Here is a 15,942-nt window from a genome sequence, read left to right as displayed (position 1 = left end):
TGATTATCCAGCAGCAGATTTGACAGCCACCATGATCAAAGCTTGTTTACGTCGTCAAGAGGCGCAAATGGGATATGGTCACTCTTCATTGCATTTTGTATAGAGACCACCTGAAAACTTCAGCGGAGATCAAAGCTATGACCGAATGGCAAAAATCGAACTGGCGCAACAAGCCCCGGGTTCAGATGCCAGATTATACCGACGCGGCCGCGCTGGCCAAGGTCGAGGCTCAGCTTTCAAAGTATCCCCCGCTGGTCTTCGCCGGCGAGGCGCGGCGTCTCAAACAGCATCTGGGTGCCGCCGGGCGCGGCGAGGCCTTCCTACTGCAAGGCGGGGATTGCGCTGAAAGCTTTGAACAATTCAGCGCTGATGCGATCCGTGACACCTTCAAGGTGATGCTGCAAATGGCGATGGTTTTGACTTATGGCGCCAAGGTGCCAGTGGTCAAAGTCGGTCGTATGGCCGGGCAATTTGCCAAACCACGCAGTGCCCCGACCGAAGTCGTTAATGGTGTGGAACTGCCAAGCTACCGCGGCGACATCATCAACGAATTGGCCTTCACGCCCGAAGCCCGGATTCCGAATCCCAACAAGATGTTGCAGGCCTACACGCAAGCGGCGGCGACGCTGAACCTGCTGCGTGCGTTCTCGACCGGCGGCTTCGCGGATATGAGCCGCGTGCATGCCTGGACTTTGGGTTTCGCGGATGAACAGGACGTTCAGAAATATTCCGAGGTTGCCGATCGCATTCAGGACACCATCGACTTCATGGAAGCCGCTGGAATCACTGCGGAAACAACCCATGAATTCTCGACCGTCGAATTCTACACCAGCCACGAAGGGCTGCTGCTTGAATACGAAGAGGCACTGACGCGTCTGGATTCCACCTCGGGCAACTGGCTGGCTGGCTCTGGTCACATGATCTGGATCGGCGACCGCACCCGTCAGCCCGACGGCGCGCATGTCGAGTTCTGCCGCGGGGTTCTGAATCCGATCGGTCTGAAATGCGGCCCGACCACCACGGCCGAGGACCTCAAATTTCTGATGTCCAAGCTGAACCCTGACAATGAAGAGGGGCGTCTGACCCTGATCGCGCGCTTCGGTGCGGGCAAGGCGGGCGAGCATCTGCCGCGTCTGATCAAGGCGGTCAAGGAAGAGGGCGCCAAGGTCACTTGGGTCTGCGACCCGATGCACGGAAATACGATCAAATCGGCCACGGGCTATAAAACCCGCCCGTTCGATTCTGTTCTGCGCGAGGTGCGTGACTTTTTCGGAGTGCATCAGGCCGAGGGAACCATCCCCGGTGGCGTGCATTTCGAAATGACCGGGCTGGATGTGACCGAATGCACCGGCGGTGTACGTGCCGTGACTGAAGAGGACCTGTCGGACCGCTACCACACCGCTTGCGATCCGCGCTTGAACGCGTCGCAGTCGCTGGAACTTGCGTTCCTGGTGGCGGAAGAGCTGACCAACCTGCGCCGCAACGGATCGAAACGCGCGGTAAGCTGAGCGCATCTGTAACAATGACAACAGCGGGCCATCGGCCCGCTGTTTCTGATCACAGCAATCGGCAGGTCTCAGTCGTCGCGAGACACCACCAGATGAAGATGGCTGGCAGAGCGTTTGAATTCGCGTTGTTCCTCGGCAAAACCGTCCACAGGGCGGCGCTGTGTGGGCGCGGGCACCTGAATTTCAGAAACCGGTTTGATCCGCGTATCGGTCAGTGAAAACCGGCGCGGTGTCTTGCCGATTGCGCCATCGGCGATCATGACCCCCAAAACACGACTGACATCCCCAAGGTCACTTTTCAGCGGCAGAAGGATCATCCGGGCCTGCATCCGGGTACGTCCCAACACCCCGCCCGAGTTCAGACTCAATTCGGCAACAGCCGGGGACGCAAACACCTGCTCCAGTACATCCTTGGTCTGCGCGCGGGCATCGGGTTGAAAGAACGCGGTCAACGGCATTCCCCGCACTTCCATACCTGCAAGCGCGTTCAGATGGCTGCCTGCCAGACGAAAACGGGCCAGGCCGGGTGCGATGCGTTCCAGGATGAAAGTGTATTCAAGAACATTCTCAAGACCGCGCGGGTCGATTTGAGACCGCATCGGCACGCTGTCGCCGCTCAACAATGCGGTCCAATACGCCTCGGCCTGGCGGATCGGCGATAGGCTGCGCCCACTGTCAAAGCGATCCATTGCGACGATCTTTCCAAATTCTGACCCGGAACCTATCCCGAAAAAGGTTTTCATTTTCATTACCCTACCGTCAATTGGCCGCCTTTTTCATAAAATGCAACACATTGGAAGCATCTGCGGCCCGCAAACCATTGCTATAGGCATTTTGACTCGGGTTAATTCAATTTTGGAGCAATTCTTTAACGAATGGTTAACTTGCGCCAAACAATTGCGTCGTCAGCAAACTCTTGCTCTGCACCAGTCAATGGCATTAGGTGCGGCACATGCTCGAAACAGCAGGGGAACAGGAAAGGGCCATCATGATCAGATCCATGACCGGGTTTGCCTCGGGGAAGGGAACTTTCGGCCCGCACAGTTGGTCGTGGGAACTTCGCAGCGTAAATGGCAAGGGGCTGGACATGCGTCTGCGCGTGCCCGACTGGTTGACCGGCCTCGAAGTCGCGTTGCGGGCGTCCCTGTCCAAATCCCTGAGCCGGGGAAACGTGACCCTGTCGATGCGCTTGAACCGCGAGGATTCTCCCCCGGAACTGGCCTTGAACGAAACCGCGATGGCTGCGGCCCTGACGGCTCTTGAGCGAACTGAAGCGCGGGCAGCTGCGCGCGGCATCACGCTTGCGCCGTCGCGTGCGTCAGATCTTTTGGCGCTCAAGGGGATGATGGATGCAGGAACCGAGGCCGACGATCCGGCTCCGCTTGTTGCTCATCTAACGTCCGAATTCAAAGATCTTCTGGCGGCGTTCATAGATATGCGCAAAGCCGAAGGGGCAGCTTTGGCCGCTGTCTTGAACACGCAACTGGATCAGGTCGCGGAGCTGACGGCGCAGGCCGCAGAGATTGCCGAGCAACGCAAGGACAAGATGACCGAGGGGCTGCGCGAGAATCTCGCGCGGGTGCTGGAGAATACGCAGGGCGCGGATCCCGATCGTGTCGCGCAAGAGCTTGCGATGATCGCGGTCAAGGCGGATATCACCGAAGAAATCGACCGCCTGACCGCGCATGCGGCGGCCGCTCGTGAGTTGTTGGCACAGGACGGGGCCGTGGGCCGCAAGCTGGATTTCCTGATGCAAGAGTTCAATCGCGAAGCCAACACGCTGTGTTCCAAGGCGCAAAGCTCGGACCTGACATCGGTCGGGCTGGAACTGAAAGCGGTGATCGATCAGATGCGCGAGCAAGTGCAGAATGTGGAATAAGAATGGGAACGACTGACATGGCGGACCGCCGAGGCCTACTAATCATCCTGTCTTCTCCGTCCGGAGCGGGCAAATCGACCCTGGCCAGACGGCTGATGGCCTGGGATACGGATCTGGAATTCTCGATCTCGGCGACGACCCGTGCCCCGCGCCTCGGGGAAGAGCATGGGCGCGAGTATTTCTTCCTGTCCGAGGACGAGTTCAAACAGCAGGTCGCTGATGGGCAGATGCTGGAACACGCCCATGTATTCGGAAACTTCTATGGTTCGCCTGCCGAGCCGGTCAAAAATTCGATCAATGCCGGTAAGGACGTATTGTTCGACGTCGACTGGCAGGGTGAAGTGCAGATCCGAAACTCGGATCTGGGCAAACACGCGTTGTCGATCTTCATTCTGCCGCCGTCCATCCCCGAGCTGCGCCGCCGGCTGGAAACACGCGGGCAGGACAGTGATGACGTCATCGCTCGTCGAATGCTCAAAAGCTGGGATGAAATCAGCCACTGGGGCTATTACGACTACGTCCTGATCAACGACGACCTCGAGGCAACCGAAGAAAAGCTGAAAACCATCGTCAGCGCGGAACGGATGCGCCGCATTCAGCAACCCAGGTTGCAACAGCACGTCCGCAAGTTGCAGAGAGAATTCGAGGGACTGTCATGACCATATATGCTTTGGGAGAGCAAGCTCCGCACATTCACGAGGACACCTGGGTCGCGCCGGATGCCAATCTGATTGGCAAGGTTGTGCTGGAGCAGGGGGCCTCGGTCTGGTTCGGCTGTACGATTCGCGCGGATCACGAAGAAATCCGGATCGGCGAGGGCAGCAACGTTCAGGAAAACTGCGTGATGCATATCGATGCCGGTTTTCCCCTGACGATTGGCCGAAATTGCACCATCGGCCACAAGGTGATGCTGCATGGCTGCACCATAGGCGAAAACACGTTGGTCGGAATGTGCGCAATCGTCCTGAACGGGGCAAAGATCGGCCGGAACTGTCTGATCGGAGCAGGGGCCCTGATCACCGAGGGCAAGGAAATCCCCGACAATTCGCTTGTCATGGGATCGCCGGGCAAGGTCGTGCGCCAGCTGGATGAGGCCGCGGCGCAAAGGATCACGTTCAGTGCGCTGCACTATCAGGAAAACATGCGCAAATTCCGCGAAACCCTGAAACCTGCGCTTTGACGCCACGGAATGAGTGGGTTTTGACGCATGACCGAAGACGTTCTTGAGGACATTGTTCTTGCGATCCCGCTGCCGGCGCTGATGGTGGATCAGACCGAACGGATCATTGCCGCGAACACAGATGCAACGTCCCTTCTGGGCCAGAACATTGTTGGACGTCATTTTGCGACCATATTGCGACAGCCACAGGTTCTGGACGCGATTGAGCAAAGCCTGACAAGCAGAAGCGCAAAGAAAGCACGTCATCTGTCAAATGACGGTGCGCAGGACACAACATACACAGTTGAATGCAGATACATGAACGGGGTCGCTTCCGAAGGGGCCGTCATGGTCACGTTTCAGGATACCACCCATCTGGAGCACGCCAGCCAGATGCGGAGGGACTTCGTGGCCAATGTCAGCCATGAATTGCGCACGCCGTTGACTGCCTTGATGGGGTTTATCGAAACCCTGCGCGGTCCGGCCCGGGATGACCCCGCCGCGCGTGACCGGTTCCTCAAGATCATGGCCGACGAGGCCAACCGGATGAACCGTCTGGTCGGGGATCTGTTGTCGTTGAACCGGGTCGAAAGCGAAGAACGTGTGCGACCCAGGCAACAGCTGGAACTTACCGGTCTTCTTCAATCCACGATAAACTCGCTGCGGCCCCTTGCGGAGGATGCTGGCGTGGTTTTGTCGCTGGATGTGAAAAACGGCCCGCTTTCAGTCACCGGTGACGGCGACCAGTTGCGGCAGGTTTTCACCAATCTTATCGAGAACGGGATCAAGTATGGCGCCAGTGGCGGTAGTGTTACGGTACGTGTCCTGCCGGCGGACAGGGATCCGGCGATGCGCGGCCCGGCTGTCCGAATCCAGTTCATAGACAAAGGGCCCGGCATAGATGCCGTTCACCTGCCGCGCCTGACAGAGCGATTCTATCGCGCCGACAGCCACAGGTCGCGGCAGCTGGGTGGAACCGGGCTTGGCCTTGCGATCGTGAAGCACATCGTCAATCGCCATCGTGGAAGACTTCGTGTCGAAAGCGAATTGGGAAAAGGTTCTGTTTTTACGGTCATTTTGCCCCGTTGAAACAACTTGGAATGCAAGTTTGCTTTTAATCTGACCCCACGGGGCATTGGCTGTTCCAGGGGTCAAACGCAAAAAAATGCCCTGCTGTCATAAAACCGTTACGCATGTGTCACAAAAGGCTTACGCACGCCCCATAGGGGTCCCCGCAGGATCATCATGGTGGTGATCAAGTACACCTTTTCAGGGAGACTGAAATGTCCTTTGTAAAACTGTCGGCATCTGCGCTGGCTATCGCTGCCGTCTCGGCGACCACTGCTGCGGCGCGTGACAATGTTCAGATCGCCGGTTCGTCGACCGTTCTGCCTTATGCCTCGATCGTAGCCGAACTGTTCGGTGAAAACACAGACTTTCCAACTCCGGTTGTTGAATCCGGCGGTTCGTCGGCTGGTCTGAAGCGTTTCTGCGAAGGCGTCGGCGAAAACACCATCGACGTTGCAAACGCGTCGCGCGCGATCCGTGAAAAAGAGATCAAAGCCTGTGCCGAAAACGGCGTGACCGACATCATGGAAATCCGCATCGGTTATGACGGCATCGTATTCGCTAGCCAGCAGACCGGGCCTGCCTTCACCGCGTTCGAACCGTCCGACATTTTCAACGCTCTGGGTGCAAAAGTTCTGAAAGACGGCGAGATCGTTGACAACCCGTACAACACCTGGGCCGAGTTCAACCCAGAACTGCCCGATGTTGAAATCGCAAGCTTCATCCCGGGCACCAAGCACGGCACCCGCGAAGTGTTCGAAGAAAAAGTTCTGCTGATCGGTTGTGAAGAAACCGGCGCCATGGAAGCCATGATCGCGGGCGGCATGAGCGAAGACGACGCTGAAGATGCCTGTCTGGCGGTTCGCACCGATGGCAAATCGGTTGATATCGACGGTGACTACACCGAAACCCTGGCGCGTATCGACACCAACCCCAACGGTATCGGCGTGTTTGGTCTGGCGTTCTACGAGAACAACACCGACAAGTTGAAGGTTGCCACCATGTCGGGTGTCGCGCCGTCGACCGAAACCATCTCGACCGGCGAATATCCGGTTTCTCGCCCGCTGTTCTTCTACGTGAAGAAAGCTCATATCGGCGTGATCCCGGGCCTGAAGGAATACGCGCAGTTCTTCACCCATGACGAAATCGCCGGTCCCTCGGGCCCGCTTGCCAACTATGGCCTTGTCGCCGATCCCGAACTGGCAAAAACTCAGGACGCGATCGCCAACGAAGTCACCATGGGTTCGGGCAGCTGAGCCTGACACCGTTCTAATGCAAATAGGGGCGACGGATCAGTCGCCCCTTCACTGTCTTTTTACTACTCGCAATAGAAGGCAATGGGGGTGTCATGCCGATACTTTGGCTCTTTCTGATCGTTTCGGCGATCGCGGCTGTCGGCTATCTGTTGGGACGCACACGCGCACTGCAAAACGCAGATGGTGACAGTCGGAATCTGCATTCCCTGCCATCATTTTACGGCGCAAACGTTGCGCTGAAGACACTTGTTCCGGCCTTCGGTCTCTTGATCGTGTGGCTGTTGGCGCAGCCTTTCTTTCTCAATGCGCAGGTGTCGGACATGATACCGGACTCCGTGATAAAGGAAGGTTCCTCTCGCAGCCTGGTGATGGCCGAAGTACGCCGCACGGCCGCCGGGCTGGACAATGCGGTTGCGCTTGGAACCCTGACCGAGAACGCCGCCAGTGATGCCGATGCAAATATCGGCGAGATCACACAGCTTTTGAAGGATGCGGGGCAGGTGGTGACCTCGGACATCACTCAACCGGTACTGCGCGCTGCGCAGAGCTATCGCGCCATGAGCTCGACCGGGTATGCGATCATGTCCATTGCCGTTATCGCGGTTGCCTTGATCGGTGCCGTAGCGGGCTGGTTGCAAACCAACGCCGAATACCGTGCGCGCAACGTTGTGGAACAGGGGGTTCGTGTCTTACTTCTGGCGGCCGCGTCGGTTGCAATCCTCACAACGGTGGGCATTGTCCTGTCTCTTGTGTTCAACACCTGGGAGTTCTTCAAACTATACCCGGCGTCAGATTTCTTTTTCGGTATGACCTGGGCGCCCAGCTTTTCGGGCCGCGGCGGGTTGTCCGAACTTGGGATCTTGCCGCTGCTGTGGGGGACGCTCTACATCTCTGTCGTGGCGTTGCTGGTCGCAGTGCCGATCGGGTTGTTCGCCGCGATCTATCTCAGCGAATACGCTTCGCCCCGTTTGCGGTCTGTCGCCAAGCCGCTGCTTGAGGTGCTGGCCGGGATTCCGACCATCGTTTACGGTCTCTTCGCTTTGTTGACCGTTGGCCCGCTGCTGTTGGATGTTTTTGGTGAAAGTGGCCTGGGCTGGATGAAAGCCGGAACCGCCGTCATGACTGCGGGTCTGGTGATGGGGATCATGTTGATCCCGTTTGTCTCATCACTGTCTGACGACATTATCAACGCGGTGCCGCAGGCCATGCGCGACGGTTCCTACGGTCTTGGCGCCACGCAATCCGAAACCATCCGTCAGGTCGTTCTGCCCGCCGCGTTGCCCGGTATCGTCGGCGCGATCCTTCTGGCGGCATCGCGCGCCATCGGCGAGACCATGATCGTGGTTCTTGGGGCAGGGGCTGCGGCCCGCCTCAGCCTGAACCCGTTCGAAGCCATGACAACTGTGACAGCCAAGATCGTCAGCCAGTTGACGGGGGACGCCGACTTTGCCTCGCCCGAGGCGCTGGTCGCCTTCGCACTTGGCATGACCCTTTTCATTCTCACCTTGGGGCTCAACGTGTGTGCCCTGTATATCGTGCGCAAGTACCGGGAGCAGTACGAATGACCGACACCAGTATGCAAAGCCCCCAATCCGGTCGCCATACGATCTCGCTCACGGCTTCGGATGAACGCACGAAGAAACGTGCCAAAGCCGAGAAACGGTTCCGTGCTTATGGCATCGCCGCAATCGCAACCGGTCTGTTCTTTCTGGTTGTTCTGTTCGCTTCGATCCTGTCGCAGGGGATTCCGGCCTTCCAGCGCACGGTCGTCAGCATTGATTTCACACTGACCGAACCGCAGCGGGACGAGGCCGAAGGGGCCCTGTTCAAGACAAAAGTCTATTCCAGCCTGTTCGTCGCTCAGTTGAACAGTGAACTTGCTGAACGCGGGATCAGCGTTGATTTTGATGAGGCCGCGATCGAGCGTCTTTTGGGTAAAGTCGGCGGGACGATCCGGACCTTTTACACCGAAAACCCCGACAAGCTGGGTGAGCCGGTCCATTTCGATCTGGCGGCATCCAGCCGGGTGGACGGGTATTTCAAAGGCCGCGTATCCCGCGACACGATACAGGACAGCCGGTTTCTGCAAAAAAGCGATCTGGATCTGGTCGATGCGCTGGAACAGGCCGGCATCATCAGGCAGGCATTCAACTGGCCCTTCATCACCGGCGCGGACGCAGGCGTGGACAACCCCGGCGGCGCAGGCATCGGTGTCTCGGTTGTGGGATCGTTCTTCATGATGCTGGTCGTTCTGTGTCTGTCTCTGCCGATTGGCGTTGCAGCTTCGATCTATCTCGAGGAGTTTGCGCCGCAAAACAAGCTGACTGACCTGATCGAGGTGAACATTTCGAACCTGGCCGCGGTTCCGTCCATCGTCTTCGGTATTCTGGGCCTGGCCGTTTTCATTCAGTTCATGCACTTGCCGCAATCGGCACCGCTGGTCGGCGGTCTGGTTCTGACCCTGATGACGCTTCCGACGATCATCATCTCGACCCGCGCGTCTTTGAAGGCCGTGCCTCCGTCGATACGCGACGCGGCGCTTGGGGTAGGGGCGTCGAAAATGCAGGCGGTGTTTCACCACGTGCTGCCGCTGGCTGCGCCGGGCATTCTGACAGGTACCATCATCGGTCTGGCGCAAGCCTTGGGTGAAACCGCACCTCTTTTGCTGATCGGCATGGTGGGGTTTGTCGCACGCGGATATCCCGACGGCTTTCTTGCAGGCTTTACCGAGCCGAATTCAGCCATGCCCGCCCAGATCTATACATGGGCCGCACGTGCTGACGTTGGCTTTTACGAGAAGGCGTGGGGTGGGATCATCATACTTTTGATGTTCCTGCTGACCATGAATATCATCGCAATCATCTTGCGCCGCCGCTTTGAACGCCGCTGGTAAATGGGGGCTGGAATGAACGACATGACACGAGTGGAGAGAACCGTGGACTCCAAAGACATCAAGATCAACGCCAAGAACGTACAGGTTTTCTACGGTGAAACCCATGCCATCAAGGACGTGAGCGTTGAGATCGAAGACAAGACCGTCACGGCCTTCATCGGGCCATCTGGTTGTGGCAAGTCCACCTTCTTGCGCTGCCTGAACCGAATGAATGACACCATTGATATCTGCCGTGTCGAAGGCGACATCCTGCTGGATGGTGAAGACATCTATGACAAGCGTGTCGATCCGGTCCAGTTGCGCGCCAAGGTCGGAATGGTGTTTCAAAAACCCAACCCGTTCCCGAAATCGATCTATGACAACGTGGCCTATGGCCCGCGCATTCACGGCATGGCCCGCAACAAGGCGGAACTGGATGAAATCGTGGAAAAATCCCTGCGCCGCGGCGCGATCTGGGATGAGGTCAAGGATCGTCTGGATGCACCGGGCACCGGCCTTTCCGGCGGCCAGCAGCAGCGTTTGTGCATCGCCCGGGCCGTCGCCACCGAACCCGAAGTTCTGTTGATGGACGAGCCGTGTTCGGCCCTTGATCCGATTGCGACCGCACAGGTCGAAGAGTTGATCGATGAACTGAGGTCGCGGTTTTCTGTTGTGATCGTCACCCACTCGATGCAGCAGGCGGCACGGGTCAGTCAGAAAACGGCCTTTTTCCATTTGGGTAATCTGGTTGAATTCGGTGAAACCGGCCAGATCTTTACCAATCCGATAGATCCGCGCACGGAAAGCTACATTACAGGCCGCATCGGCTAAGCACAGGTATCTGACAATGAGCGAACAACATATTGCAACTGCTTTTGACCGCGACCTCGAGGCGATCCAAGCGCATATCATGAAGATGGGCGGACTGGTCGAGGCCGCCATCATAGGCGCGGCCCGCTCGCTGGAAACCCGTGATGAAGAGTTGGCGCAAGAGGTGCGAAAAGGCGACAAAGCCATCGACGCGCTTGAAGAACTGATCAACGAAGAAACGGCCAGGTTGATTGCGCTGCGGGCACCCACGGCCAGTGACTTGCGGCTGATCCTGTCGGTTCTGAAGGTGTCCGGCAACCTTGAGCGCATTGGCGACTATGCCAAGAATATCGCCAAACGAACTACGGTTCTGGTCAATGCCAGCGAGATTAACGGAAGCGCTGCGGCCCTGCGCCGTATGGCACGCGAGGTCGAGCGGATGCTGCGTGATGCGCTGGATGCCTATATTCAGCGCGATGCGGAACTGGCCACAGACGTCATCAACCGTGATGAAGAAGTTGACCAGATGTATAACGGCCTGTTCCGGGAGTTTCTGACATTCATGGCCGAAGACCCACGCAATATCTCGGCCTGCATGCACCTGCATTTCATCGCCAAGAACATCGAACGCATGGGCGATCACGTAACCTCGATCGCTGAACAGGTCGTGTATCTGGTCACCGGCGACCGCCCGGCCGAAGCCCGGCCCAAGGCTGACAACACGTCGCAAACTGTTTAGGAGACGAGCGAGATGTCCGCAGATCAACCTACCGTTTTGGTTGTAGAGGATGAAATGGCCCAGCGTGAGGTTTTGGCTTACAACCTTGAAGCTGAAGGGTTTCGGGTTTCCAAGGCTGGCAACGGCGAAGAAGCCATGCTGTTGGTTGACGAAGACTGTCCGGACATCATTGTTCTGGACTGGATGATGCCCAATCTGAGCGGTATCGAAGTCTGCCGACGCCTGAAAAGCCGTCCGGACACGCGTTCAATCCCGATTATCATGTTGTCGGCCCGGACCGAGGAAGTCGACAAAGTCCGCGGTCTTGAGACCGGCGCGGATGATTACGTGGTCAAGCCATATTCCGTGGTCGAGCTTATGGCGCGCGTTCGCACGCAATTGCGCCGCGTCCGTCCTTCGACCGTTGGTTTGCGCTTGGAATTCGATGACATCATTCTTGACTCCGAGACGCACAAGGTCAGCCGGGACAACAAACCCCTAAAACTCGGGCCGACCGAGTTCCGTCTTCTCAGCACATTCATGGAAAAGCCGGGTAGGGTCTGGAGCCGCGAGCAATTGCTGGACCGGGTTTGGGGTCGCGACATCTATGTCGATACCCGAACCGTTGATGTGCATATCGGGCGATTGCGCAAAGCTCTGACGCAATATGGCGGGACCGATCCAGTACGAACCGTCCGAGGCGCTGGATACGCCTTGGGGTAACCACATCCTGCGCATATGACGCCAAAAACGTTTGAATTCTGGCAGGAGCCGTATTTGTGGGTGGCGCCTCCGTGGCGGCATTCGAGTGTTCGTATAATCGGTATTATGGTAATTATTGGCCGCTTGTAACTTGGCAGCAAAGCGAACACTCTGCCCAGAACACATAAGACTTGTTTTGGAATGCGCCATGGAGCTCAGAAATAGAACTGTCATCGTGACCGGTGCCGCAGATGGCATTGGCCGGGGTTTGGCGGAACGTTTTGCTCAGGAAGGTGCGCGCGTCATCTGTTCGGATATTGACGAGGCCGGAGCCCGTGACATCGCAACTCAAACTGGCGGCGTTGCCTTCACGTGTGACGTCTCGGATGAGGAACAGATCAAGGCGTTAATTGATTTCACTGAAGATACTGTTGGCCCAATTGATCTGTTCTGCGCAAATGCCGGCATCCTGACGCTTGGCGGTCTGGATGTTCCCGATGATCAATGGGAAAAAATTTGGAAAATCAACGTGATGTCGCACGTGTGGACCGCGCGCCATTTGGTGCCTCGCATGATCGGTCGCGGCGGCGGATATATTCTGACGACGGCCTCTGCGGCGGGTTTGCTGAACCAACCGGGTGCAGCGCCATACGGTGTCACGAAACACGCGGCGGTCGGATTTGCCGAGTGGCTGTCGCTGACATATGGCGCCAAAGGTCTGCGGGTTTCGGTTCTTTGTCCTCAGGCGGTTCGGTCAAAAATGACTGAAGGACATGAGGTTTCAGTGGCATCGATCGACGGAATGCTGGAGCCCGATGACGTCGCTGAAACCTGCGTACAAGCCATCCGGGAAGAACGATTTCTGGTTCTTCCGCATCCGCAGGTTTTGGATTATCTGCAACTCAAAGCGGCTGACTACGATCGCTGGCTGGGCGGGATGCGAAAGTTGAATCAACAGTTTACGCCAGATACTTAACGTTTTCTCTGAACCTTCCTCATAAGACCTTCCTGAGCCACCGACGCGACCAGGGTTCCGTCTTCTGAATAGATCGATCCGCGATTGAAGCTGCGTCCCTGCCCCGTCCACGGAGAATCCATCACATACAGATGCCAGTTCTGAAATTTCACAGGTGCATGAAACCACAAAGCATGGTCCAGACTGGCGCCGTTGAACTCTCCGGAAAACCAGCTCAGCCCGTGCGGTCGCAAACCTGACGACATCAGGTTCATATCAGACGCATAGGCCAAAAGCAGATGTTGAGTTTTCGCGTCCGCAGACGCGGCAGCCGCCATGCGAAACCAGGTTTTATTGCGGTCGTCCGACACTTCGGGGTTGAACGGATCCAGATGGTCCACCTCCCGCACTTCGATCGGGCGTTCACGCAGAAGCTCACCGCGAAAACCTTCGGGCACGCGATCCACATATGCGTGTCGAAGCTCGGAACGTGATGGGTATGTCTGTGGAGGATTCACGGTTGGCATCGGATGCTGATGATCCCAACCTTCATCCTGAACGTGAAAGGAAGCTGACATATTCAGGATCTGCTTGCCATTTTGAATGGCAACAACGCGACGGGTTGTGAACGACCCACCGTCACGCGCCCTATCTACCTGATAAATAACAGGTTTATCTGGATTCCCGGGGCGGATGAAATAGGCGTGCAGGGAATGGCACAACCGGTCTTCCACGGTTCTGTATGCCGCGGCCAGGGCCTGCGCAATGACCTGACCGCCGAAAATTCGGGTCGGTGTTTCTCCACCCGATCCTGTGCCGCGGAAAAGATCGACTTCAAGTCGTTCGATATCCAGAAGGTCCAGTAAGATGCGTTCCGCTTCGGTCATTGTCTGCTCATGGGCTAATTGATCGAAACCCGGGTATCAGCCTGAGCAAAATCATTCAATCATGGCGGCGTGCACTAAGGCCTTGAGTTCAGCCCGGGATGGGTAGGAACTGGACGGCGACAATTGCGTGAAGAACACAGCCGTCAGATCGTTCTGCCAGTCGATCCAGAAATAGGTCGAGGCCATGCCACCCCAGCTGAAATCACCAACGGATCCGGGCACGCGCACCCGACCCGGGTTGAGGACAATCGACCCTGCAAGGCCAAATCCCATGCCTTCCATGGGCTGTTCTGCAAAGCTCTTTGGTCCCATCGAAGCGATATCGCCCGGCAAGTGGTTGCGCATCATGAAGTCCACCGTTTTCGGGCCAAGCAGTTGATGCCCGTTGCCGGACCCGCGATTGCGAAGCATGTCGACGAATTTGACATAGTCATCGATTGTGGAAACCAGCCCGCCGCCGCCCGAGAACGTTGTCGCATTCGCAAATGGAGAGGTTTCGTGGGCATCCACCAGCCGCAAGGTATCGCCTCCCTGATCTGCGGAATTCAACGCCATCGCGTCGCCGGCCAGCGGCGTATAAAGCGAGGCGAACCGGCCCCCTGCCCCGTCGGGCACGGAAAACCCGGTTTCGCGCATCTCGAGGGGCGCCAAGATTTCCTGCCGGAAGAATTGTTCCAGGGTCTGTCCCGAGACGACCTCGACAACGCGCCCAAGCACATCGGTTCCAACCGAATATTCCCACCGTGTTCCCGGCTGGAAAGCCAAGGGTAACTCTGCCAGTTCACGTACGCGATCTTTCAGAAGACCCTGATTTGGTTTAAATATAAGGTCCTTTTCATCCATCGCCTCCGGCAGGATCCCGGGGTTGAACGGATAGCTGAAACCGCTGGTATGGGTCAGCAACTGATGAAGGGTCGGGCTTGCCGCGTCCTCGGTTTGATCCAGCTTGTCCGCGCCGGGTACCAGAGCCTGCATCTGTTTGTACTCGGGAAGGAAATCCGACAGCGGCGCGTCGAGGTGAAACAGCCCACGTTCCGCCAGCATCATCAAGGCAACAGACGTGACGGGTTTGGTCATCGAGTAGATGCGCACCAGCGTATCGCGTTGGAACGGCAAGTCCTCTTCAAGATTTCGAAGGCCGCTGGCGTGGAAAAAGACCTCATCCCCATTGTGCTTCAGCAAAAAGGACGAACCCGCGTACTTGCGCTGCTCAACATAGCTGTCCATCCAGATGCGAATCCGGTTCAGGCGCGTTTCATCGAACATGACTTGTTTTCGAAGCATTTTTGAGTTCCACCAGAAGTTGACTAACATCGTGTACGCGTAGGGCCTGAAACAACAGCAAAACCCGGGCTGAAATGAATGGTTATACAAGCAGAGCCAAGAGGCACGCCTTAAATCCAAGTGATACAGTGAAACCGTCACAGATTCGCTTGTAAATTGTTGGACGGCGACGTGCCGGATTGGCCTGGAGGAATAGCATGACGCAAAGCATAGATTTCGTTTACGATTTTTGCAGCCCAAATGCCTTTCTGGCCCACAAGATGCTGCCAGAGCTGGCCGCGCGGCATAGTGCCAAGATCACGTTTTCCCCTGTCCTTCTGCCTGTTGTTTTCAAGGCAACGCACAACCAGAGCCCGTTTCAGGCGTTTTCCGAAAACCGCCAGAAAACCGCCTATCTTACTCATGACTTGCATCGGTTCGCGCGGCGTCGCGGGCTGAGCTTTCACATGAGCCCGCATTTTCCGATCAATACGAAATTTGCGATGCGCGGCGCCCGGTTCGCTAGTGGTAAATCATGGGAAATCAAATACATAAACGCCATCTTTGATGCCATATGGGTGCATGGCCAAAAGGCGGATGAACTGGCCGTTCTGATTGACATTCTACAGGAAAATGAACTGCCGGTTCGCAAGCTGCGCGAGGCCATGACAAGCCCTGAAATCAAACAGGATCTGAAGGATCAGACCAAATCGTTCGTGCGCCGCGGCGTTTTTGGCGTTCCCAGCCTGTTTTACGGCTCTGAAATGTTCTTTGGCAAGAACAGCTTGCCGAACCTGGAAATTGAACTGTCGAAAAACAAGAAACGACACAAATCCAACACGTTGTGAACGGGATCGGTTTTGAT

General features: G+C 56.8%; 16 protein-coding genes. 13 read left to right on the top strand and 3 right to left on the bottom strand.

The window, feature by feature from the left end:
- Nucleotides 1-137 precede the first annotated feature (137 nt).
- A complete protein-coding gene (locus GS620_RS03080; RefSeq protein ID WP_171614011.1) occupies nucleotides 138-1,508 on the top strand; it encodes a class II 3-deoxy-7-phosphoheptulonate synthase in 1,371 nt (456 codons plus the stop codon).
- A gap of 68 nt (nucleotides 1,509-1,576) precedes the next feature.
- Here GS620_RS03080 and GS620_RS03075 read toward each other — a convergent pair whose 3' ends face one another.
- A complete protein-coding gene (locus GS620_RS03075) occupies nucleotides 1,577-2,251 on the bottom strand; it encodes a PAS domain-containing protein (protein ID WP_171168158.1) in 675 nt (224 codons plus the stop codon).
- Between the two features lie 245 nt (nucleotides 2,252-2,496).
- Between GS620_RS03075 and GS620_RS03070 the strand changes: the two genes are divergently transcribed.
- The 11 genes from GS620_RS03070 to GS620_RS03020 all read left to right on the top strand — a co-directional run bounded on the left by GS620_RS03070 (nucleotide 2,497) and on the right by GS620_RS03020 (nucleotide 12,948).
- Nucleotides 2,497-3,387 carry a YicC/YloC family endoribonuclease gene (locus GS620_RS03070; protein ID WP_171168683.1) on the top strand — a complete coding sequence of 297 codons (891 nt, stop codon included), beginning with the start codon at nucleotides 2,497-2,499 and terminating at the stop codon, nucleotides 3,385-3,387.
- Between the two features lie 17 nt (nucleotides 3,388-3,404).
- Entirely contained in the window at nucleotides 3,405-4,046 is a 642-nt protein-coding gene (gmk, locus tag GS620_RS03065) for a guanylate kinase (protein WP_171614009.1), read from the top strand.
- Nucleotides 4,043-4,567 carry a gamma carbonic anhydrase family protein gene (locus GS620_RS03060; protein ID WP_171614007.1) on the top strand — a complete coding sequence of 175 codons (525 nt, stop codon included), beginning with the start codon at nucleotides 4,043-4,045 and terminating at the stop codon, nucleotides 4,565-4,567. Before gmk ends, GS620_RS03060 begins: the two co-directional genes overlap by 4 nt.
- A 27-nt stretch (nucleotides 4,568-4,594) precedes the next feature.
- On the top strand, nucleotides 4,595-5,635 hold the full coding sequence (locus tag GS620_RS03055) for a cell wall metabolism sensor histidine kinase WalK (RefSeq protein ID WP_171168162.1): 1,041 nt from the start codon (nucleotides 4,595-4,597) through the stop codon (nucleotides 5,633-5,635).
- A gap of 194 nt (nucleotides 5,636-5,829) precedes the next feature.
- Nucleotides 5,830-6,870, top strand: coding sequence for a substrate-binding domain-containing protein (locus GS620_RS03050; RefSeq protein ID WP_171168163.1), 1,041 nt, complete (start codon nucleotides 5,830-5,832; stop codon nucleotides 6,868-6,870).
- Nucleotides 6,871-6,962: 92 nt separating this feature from the next.
- Entirely contained in the window at nucleotides 6,963-8,435 is a 1,473-nt protein-coding gene (pstC, locus tag GS620_RS03045; protein ID WP_171328407.1) for a phosphate ABC transporter permease subunit PstC, read from the top strand.
- Nucleotides 8,432-9,763 carry a phosphate ABC transporter permease PstA gene (pstA, locus tag GS620_RS03040; protein WP_171614005.1) on the top strand — a complete coding sequence of 444 codons (1,332 nt, stop codon included), beginning with the start codon at nucleotides 8,432-8,434 and terminating at the stop codon, nucleotides 9,761-9,763. Before pstC ends, pstA begins: the two co-directional genes overlap by 4 nt.
- A 12-nt stretch (nucleotides 9,764-9,775) precedes the next feature.
- Nucleotides 9,776-10,573, top strand: coding sequence for a phosphate ABC transporter ATP-binding protein PstB (pstB, locus tag GS620_RS03035; RefSeq protein ID WP_152457980.1), 798 nt, complete (start codon nucleotides 9,776-9,778; stop codon nucleotides 10,571-10,573).
- Nucleotides 10,574-10,589: 16 nt separating this feature from the next.
- Complete coding sequence (gene phoU / locus GS620_RS03030; RefSeq protein WP_171115921.1) at nucleotides 10,590-11,291, top strand: phosphate signaling complex protein PhoU; 702 nt, start codon at nucleotides 10,590-10,592, stop codon at nucleotides 11,289-11,291.
- A gap of 12 nt (nucleotides 11,292-11,303) precedes the next feature.
- Nucleotides 11,304-11,993 (top strand): phosphate regulon transcriptional regulator PhoB, encoded by a 690-nt coding sequence (gene phoB, locus GS620_RS03025; RefSeq protein ID WP_152457978.1) that lies wholly within the window; start codon nucleotides 11,304-11,306, stop codon nucleotides 11,991-11,993.
- 187 nt (nucleotides 11,994-12,180) lie between these two features.
- Nucleotides 12,181-12,948 (top strand): SDR family oxidoreductase, encoded by a 768-nt coding sequence (locus tag GS620_RS03020; RefSeq protein WP_171204760.1) that lies wholly within the window; start codon nucleotides 12,181-12,183, stop codon nucleotides 12,946-12,948.
- Here the strand turns inward: GS620_RS03020 and GS620_RS03015 are convergent.
- Nucleotides 12,945-13,814, bottom strand: coding sequence for an acyl-CoA thioesterase II (locus GS620_RS03015; RefSeq protein ID WP_171614003.1), 870 nt, complete (start codon nucleotides 13,812-13,814; stop codon nucleotides 12,945-12,947). The genes GS620_RS03020 and GS620_RS03015 overlap by 4 nt on opposite strands.
- A gap of 51 nt (nucleotides 13,815-13,865) precedes the next feature.
- Nucleotides 13,866-15,098 (bottom strand): serine hydrolase, encoded by a 1,233-nt coding sequence (locus GS620_RS03010; protein ID WP_171614001.1) that lies wholly within the window; start codon nucleotides 15,096-15,098, stop codon nucleotides 13,866-13,868.
- A gap of 197 nt (nucleotides 15,099-15,295) precedes the next feature.
- Between GS620_RS03010 and GS620_RS03005 the strand changes: the two genes are divergently transcribed.
- Nucleotides 15,296-15,925, top strand: a complete 630-nt coding sequence (locus GS620_RS03005) for a 2-hydroxychromene-2-carboxylate isomerase (protein WP_171613999.1) — start codon at nucleotides 15,296-15,298, stop codon at nucleotides 15,923-15,925.
- Nucleotides 15,926-15,942 lie beyond the last annotated feature (17 nt).

The organism is Ruegeria sp. HKCCD6428 (assembly GCF_013110595.1).
GTDB lineage: Bacteria > Pseudomonadota > Alphaproteobacteria > Rhodobacterales > Rhodobacteraceae > Ruegeria.
Note: the sequence above shows the minus strand (reverse complement) of the source record. Positions and strands in the feature narration are given on the sequence as shown.

What these genes read in the sequence shown, in the direction of transcription:
- GS620_RS03080 (WP_171614011.1), top strand. Translation starts at nt 138, where the DNA reads ATGACCGAATGGCAAAAATCGAACTGGCGCAACAAGCCCCGGGTTCAG.
- GS620_RS03075 (WP_171168158.1), bottom strand. Translation starts at nt 2,251, where the DNA reads ATGAAAACCTTTTTCGGGATAGGTTCCGGGTCAGAATTTGGAAAGATC.
- GS620_RS03070 (WP_171168683.1), top strand. Translation starts at nt 2,497, where the DNA reads ATGATCAGATCCATGACCGGGTTTGCCTCGGGGAAGGGAACTTTCGGC.
- gmk (WP_171614009.1), top strand. Translation starts at nt 3,405, where the DNA reads ATGGCGGACCGCCGAGGCCTACTAATCATCCTGTCTTCTCCGTCCGGA.
- GS620_RS03060 (WP_171614007.1), top strand. Translation starts at nt 4,043, where the DNA reads ATGACCATATATGCTTTGGGAGAGCAAGCTCCGCACATTCACGAGGAC.
- GS620_RS03055 (WP_171168162.1), top strand. Translation starts at nt 4,595, where the DNA reads ATGACCGAAGACGTTCTTGAGGACATTGTTCTTGCGATCCCGCTGCCG.
- GS620_RS03050 (WP_171168163.1), top strand. Translation starts at nt 5,830, where the DNA reads ATGTCCTTTGTAAAACTGTCGGCATCTGCGCTGGCTATCGCTGCCGTC.
- pstC (WP_171328407.1), top strand. Translation starts at nt 6,963, where the DNA reads ATGCCGATACTTTGGCTCTTTCTGATCGTTTCGGCGATCGCGGCTGTC.
- pstA (WP_171614005.1), top strand. Translation starts at nt 8,432, where the DNA reads ATGACCGACACCAGTATGCAAAGCCCCCAATCCGGTCGCCATACGATC.
- pstB (WP_152457980.1), top strand. Translation starts at nt 9,776, where the DNA reads ATGAACGACATGACACGAGTGGAGAGAACCGTGGACTCCAAAGACATC.
- phoU (WP_171115921.1), top strand. Translation starts at nt 10,590, where the DNA reads ATGAGCGAACAACATATTGCAACTGCTTTTGACCGCGACCTCGAGGCG.
- phoB (WP_152457978.1), top strand. Translation starts at nt 11,304, where the DNA reads ATGTCCGCAGATCAACCTACCGTTTTGGTTGTAGAGGATGAAATGGCC.
- GS620_RS03020 (WP_171204760.1), top strand. Translation starts at nt 12,181, where the DNA reads ATGGAGCTCAGAAATAGAACTGTCATCGTGACCGGTGCCGCAGATGGC.
- GS620_RS03015 (WP_171614003.1), bottom strand. Translation starts at nt 13,814, where the DNA reads ATGACCGAAGCGGAACGCATCTTACTGGACCTTCTGGATATCGAACGA.
- GS620_RS03010 (WP_171614001.1), bottom strand. Translation starts at nt 15,098, where the DNA reads ATGCTTCGAAAACAAGTCATGTTCGATGAAACGCGCCTGAACCGGATT.
- GS620_RS03005 (WP_171613999.1), top strand. Translation starts at nt 15,296, where the DNA reads ATGACGCAAAGCATAGATTTCGTTTACGATTTTTGCAGCCCAAATGCC.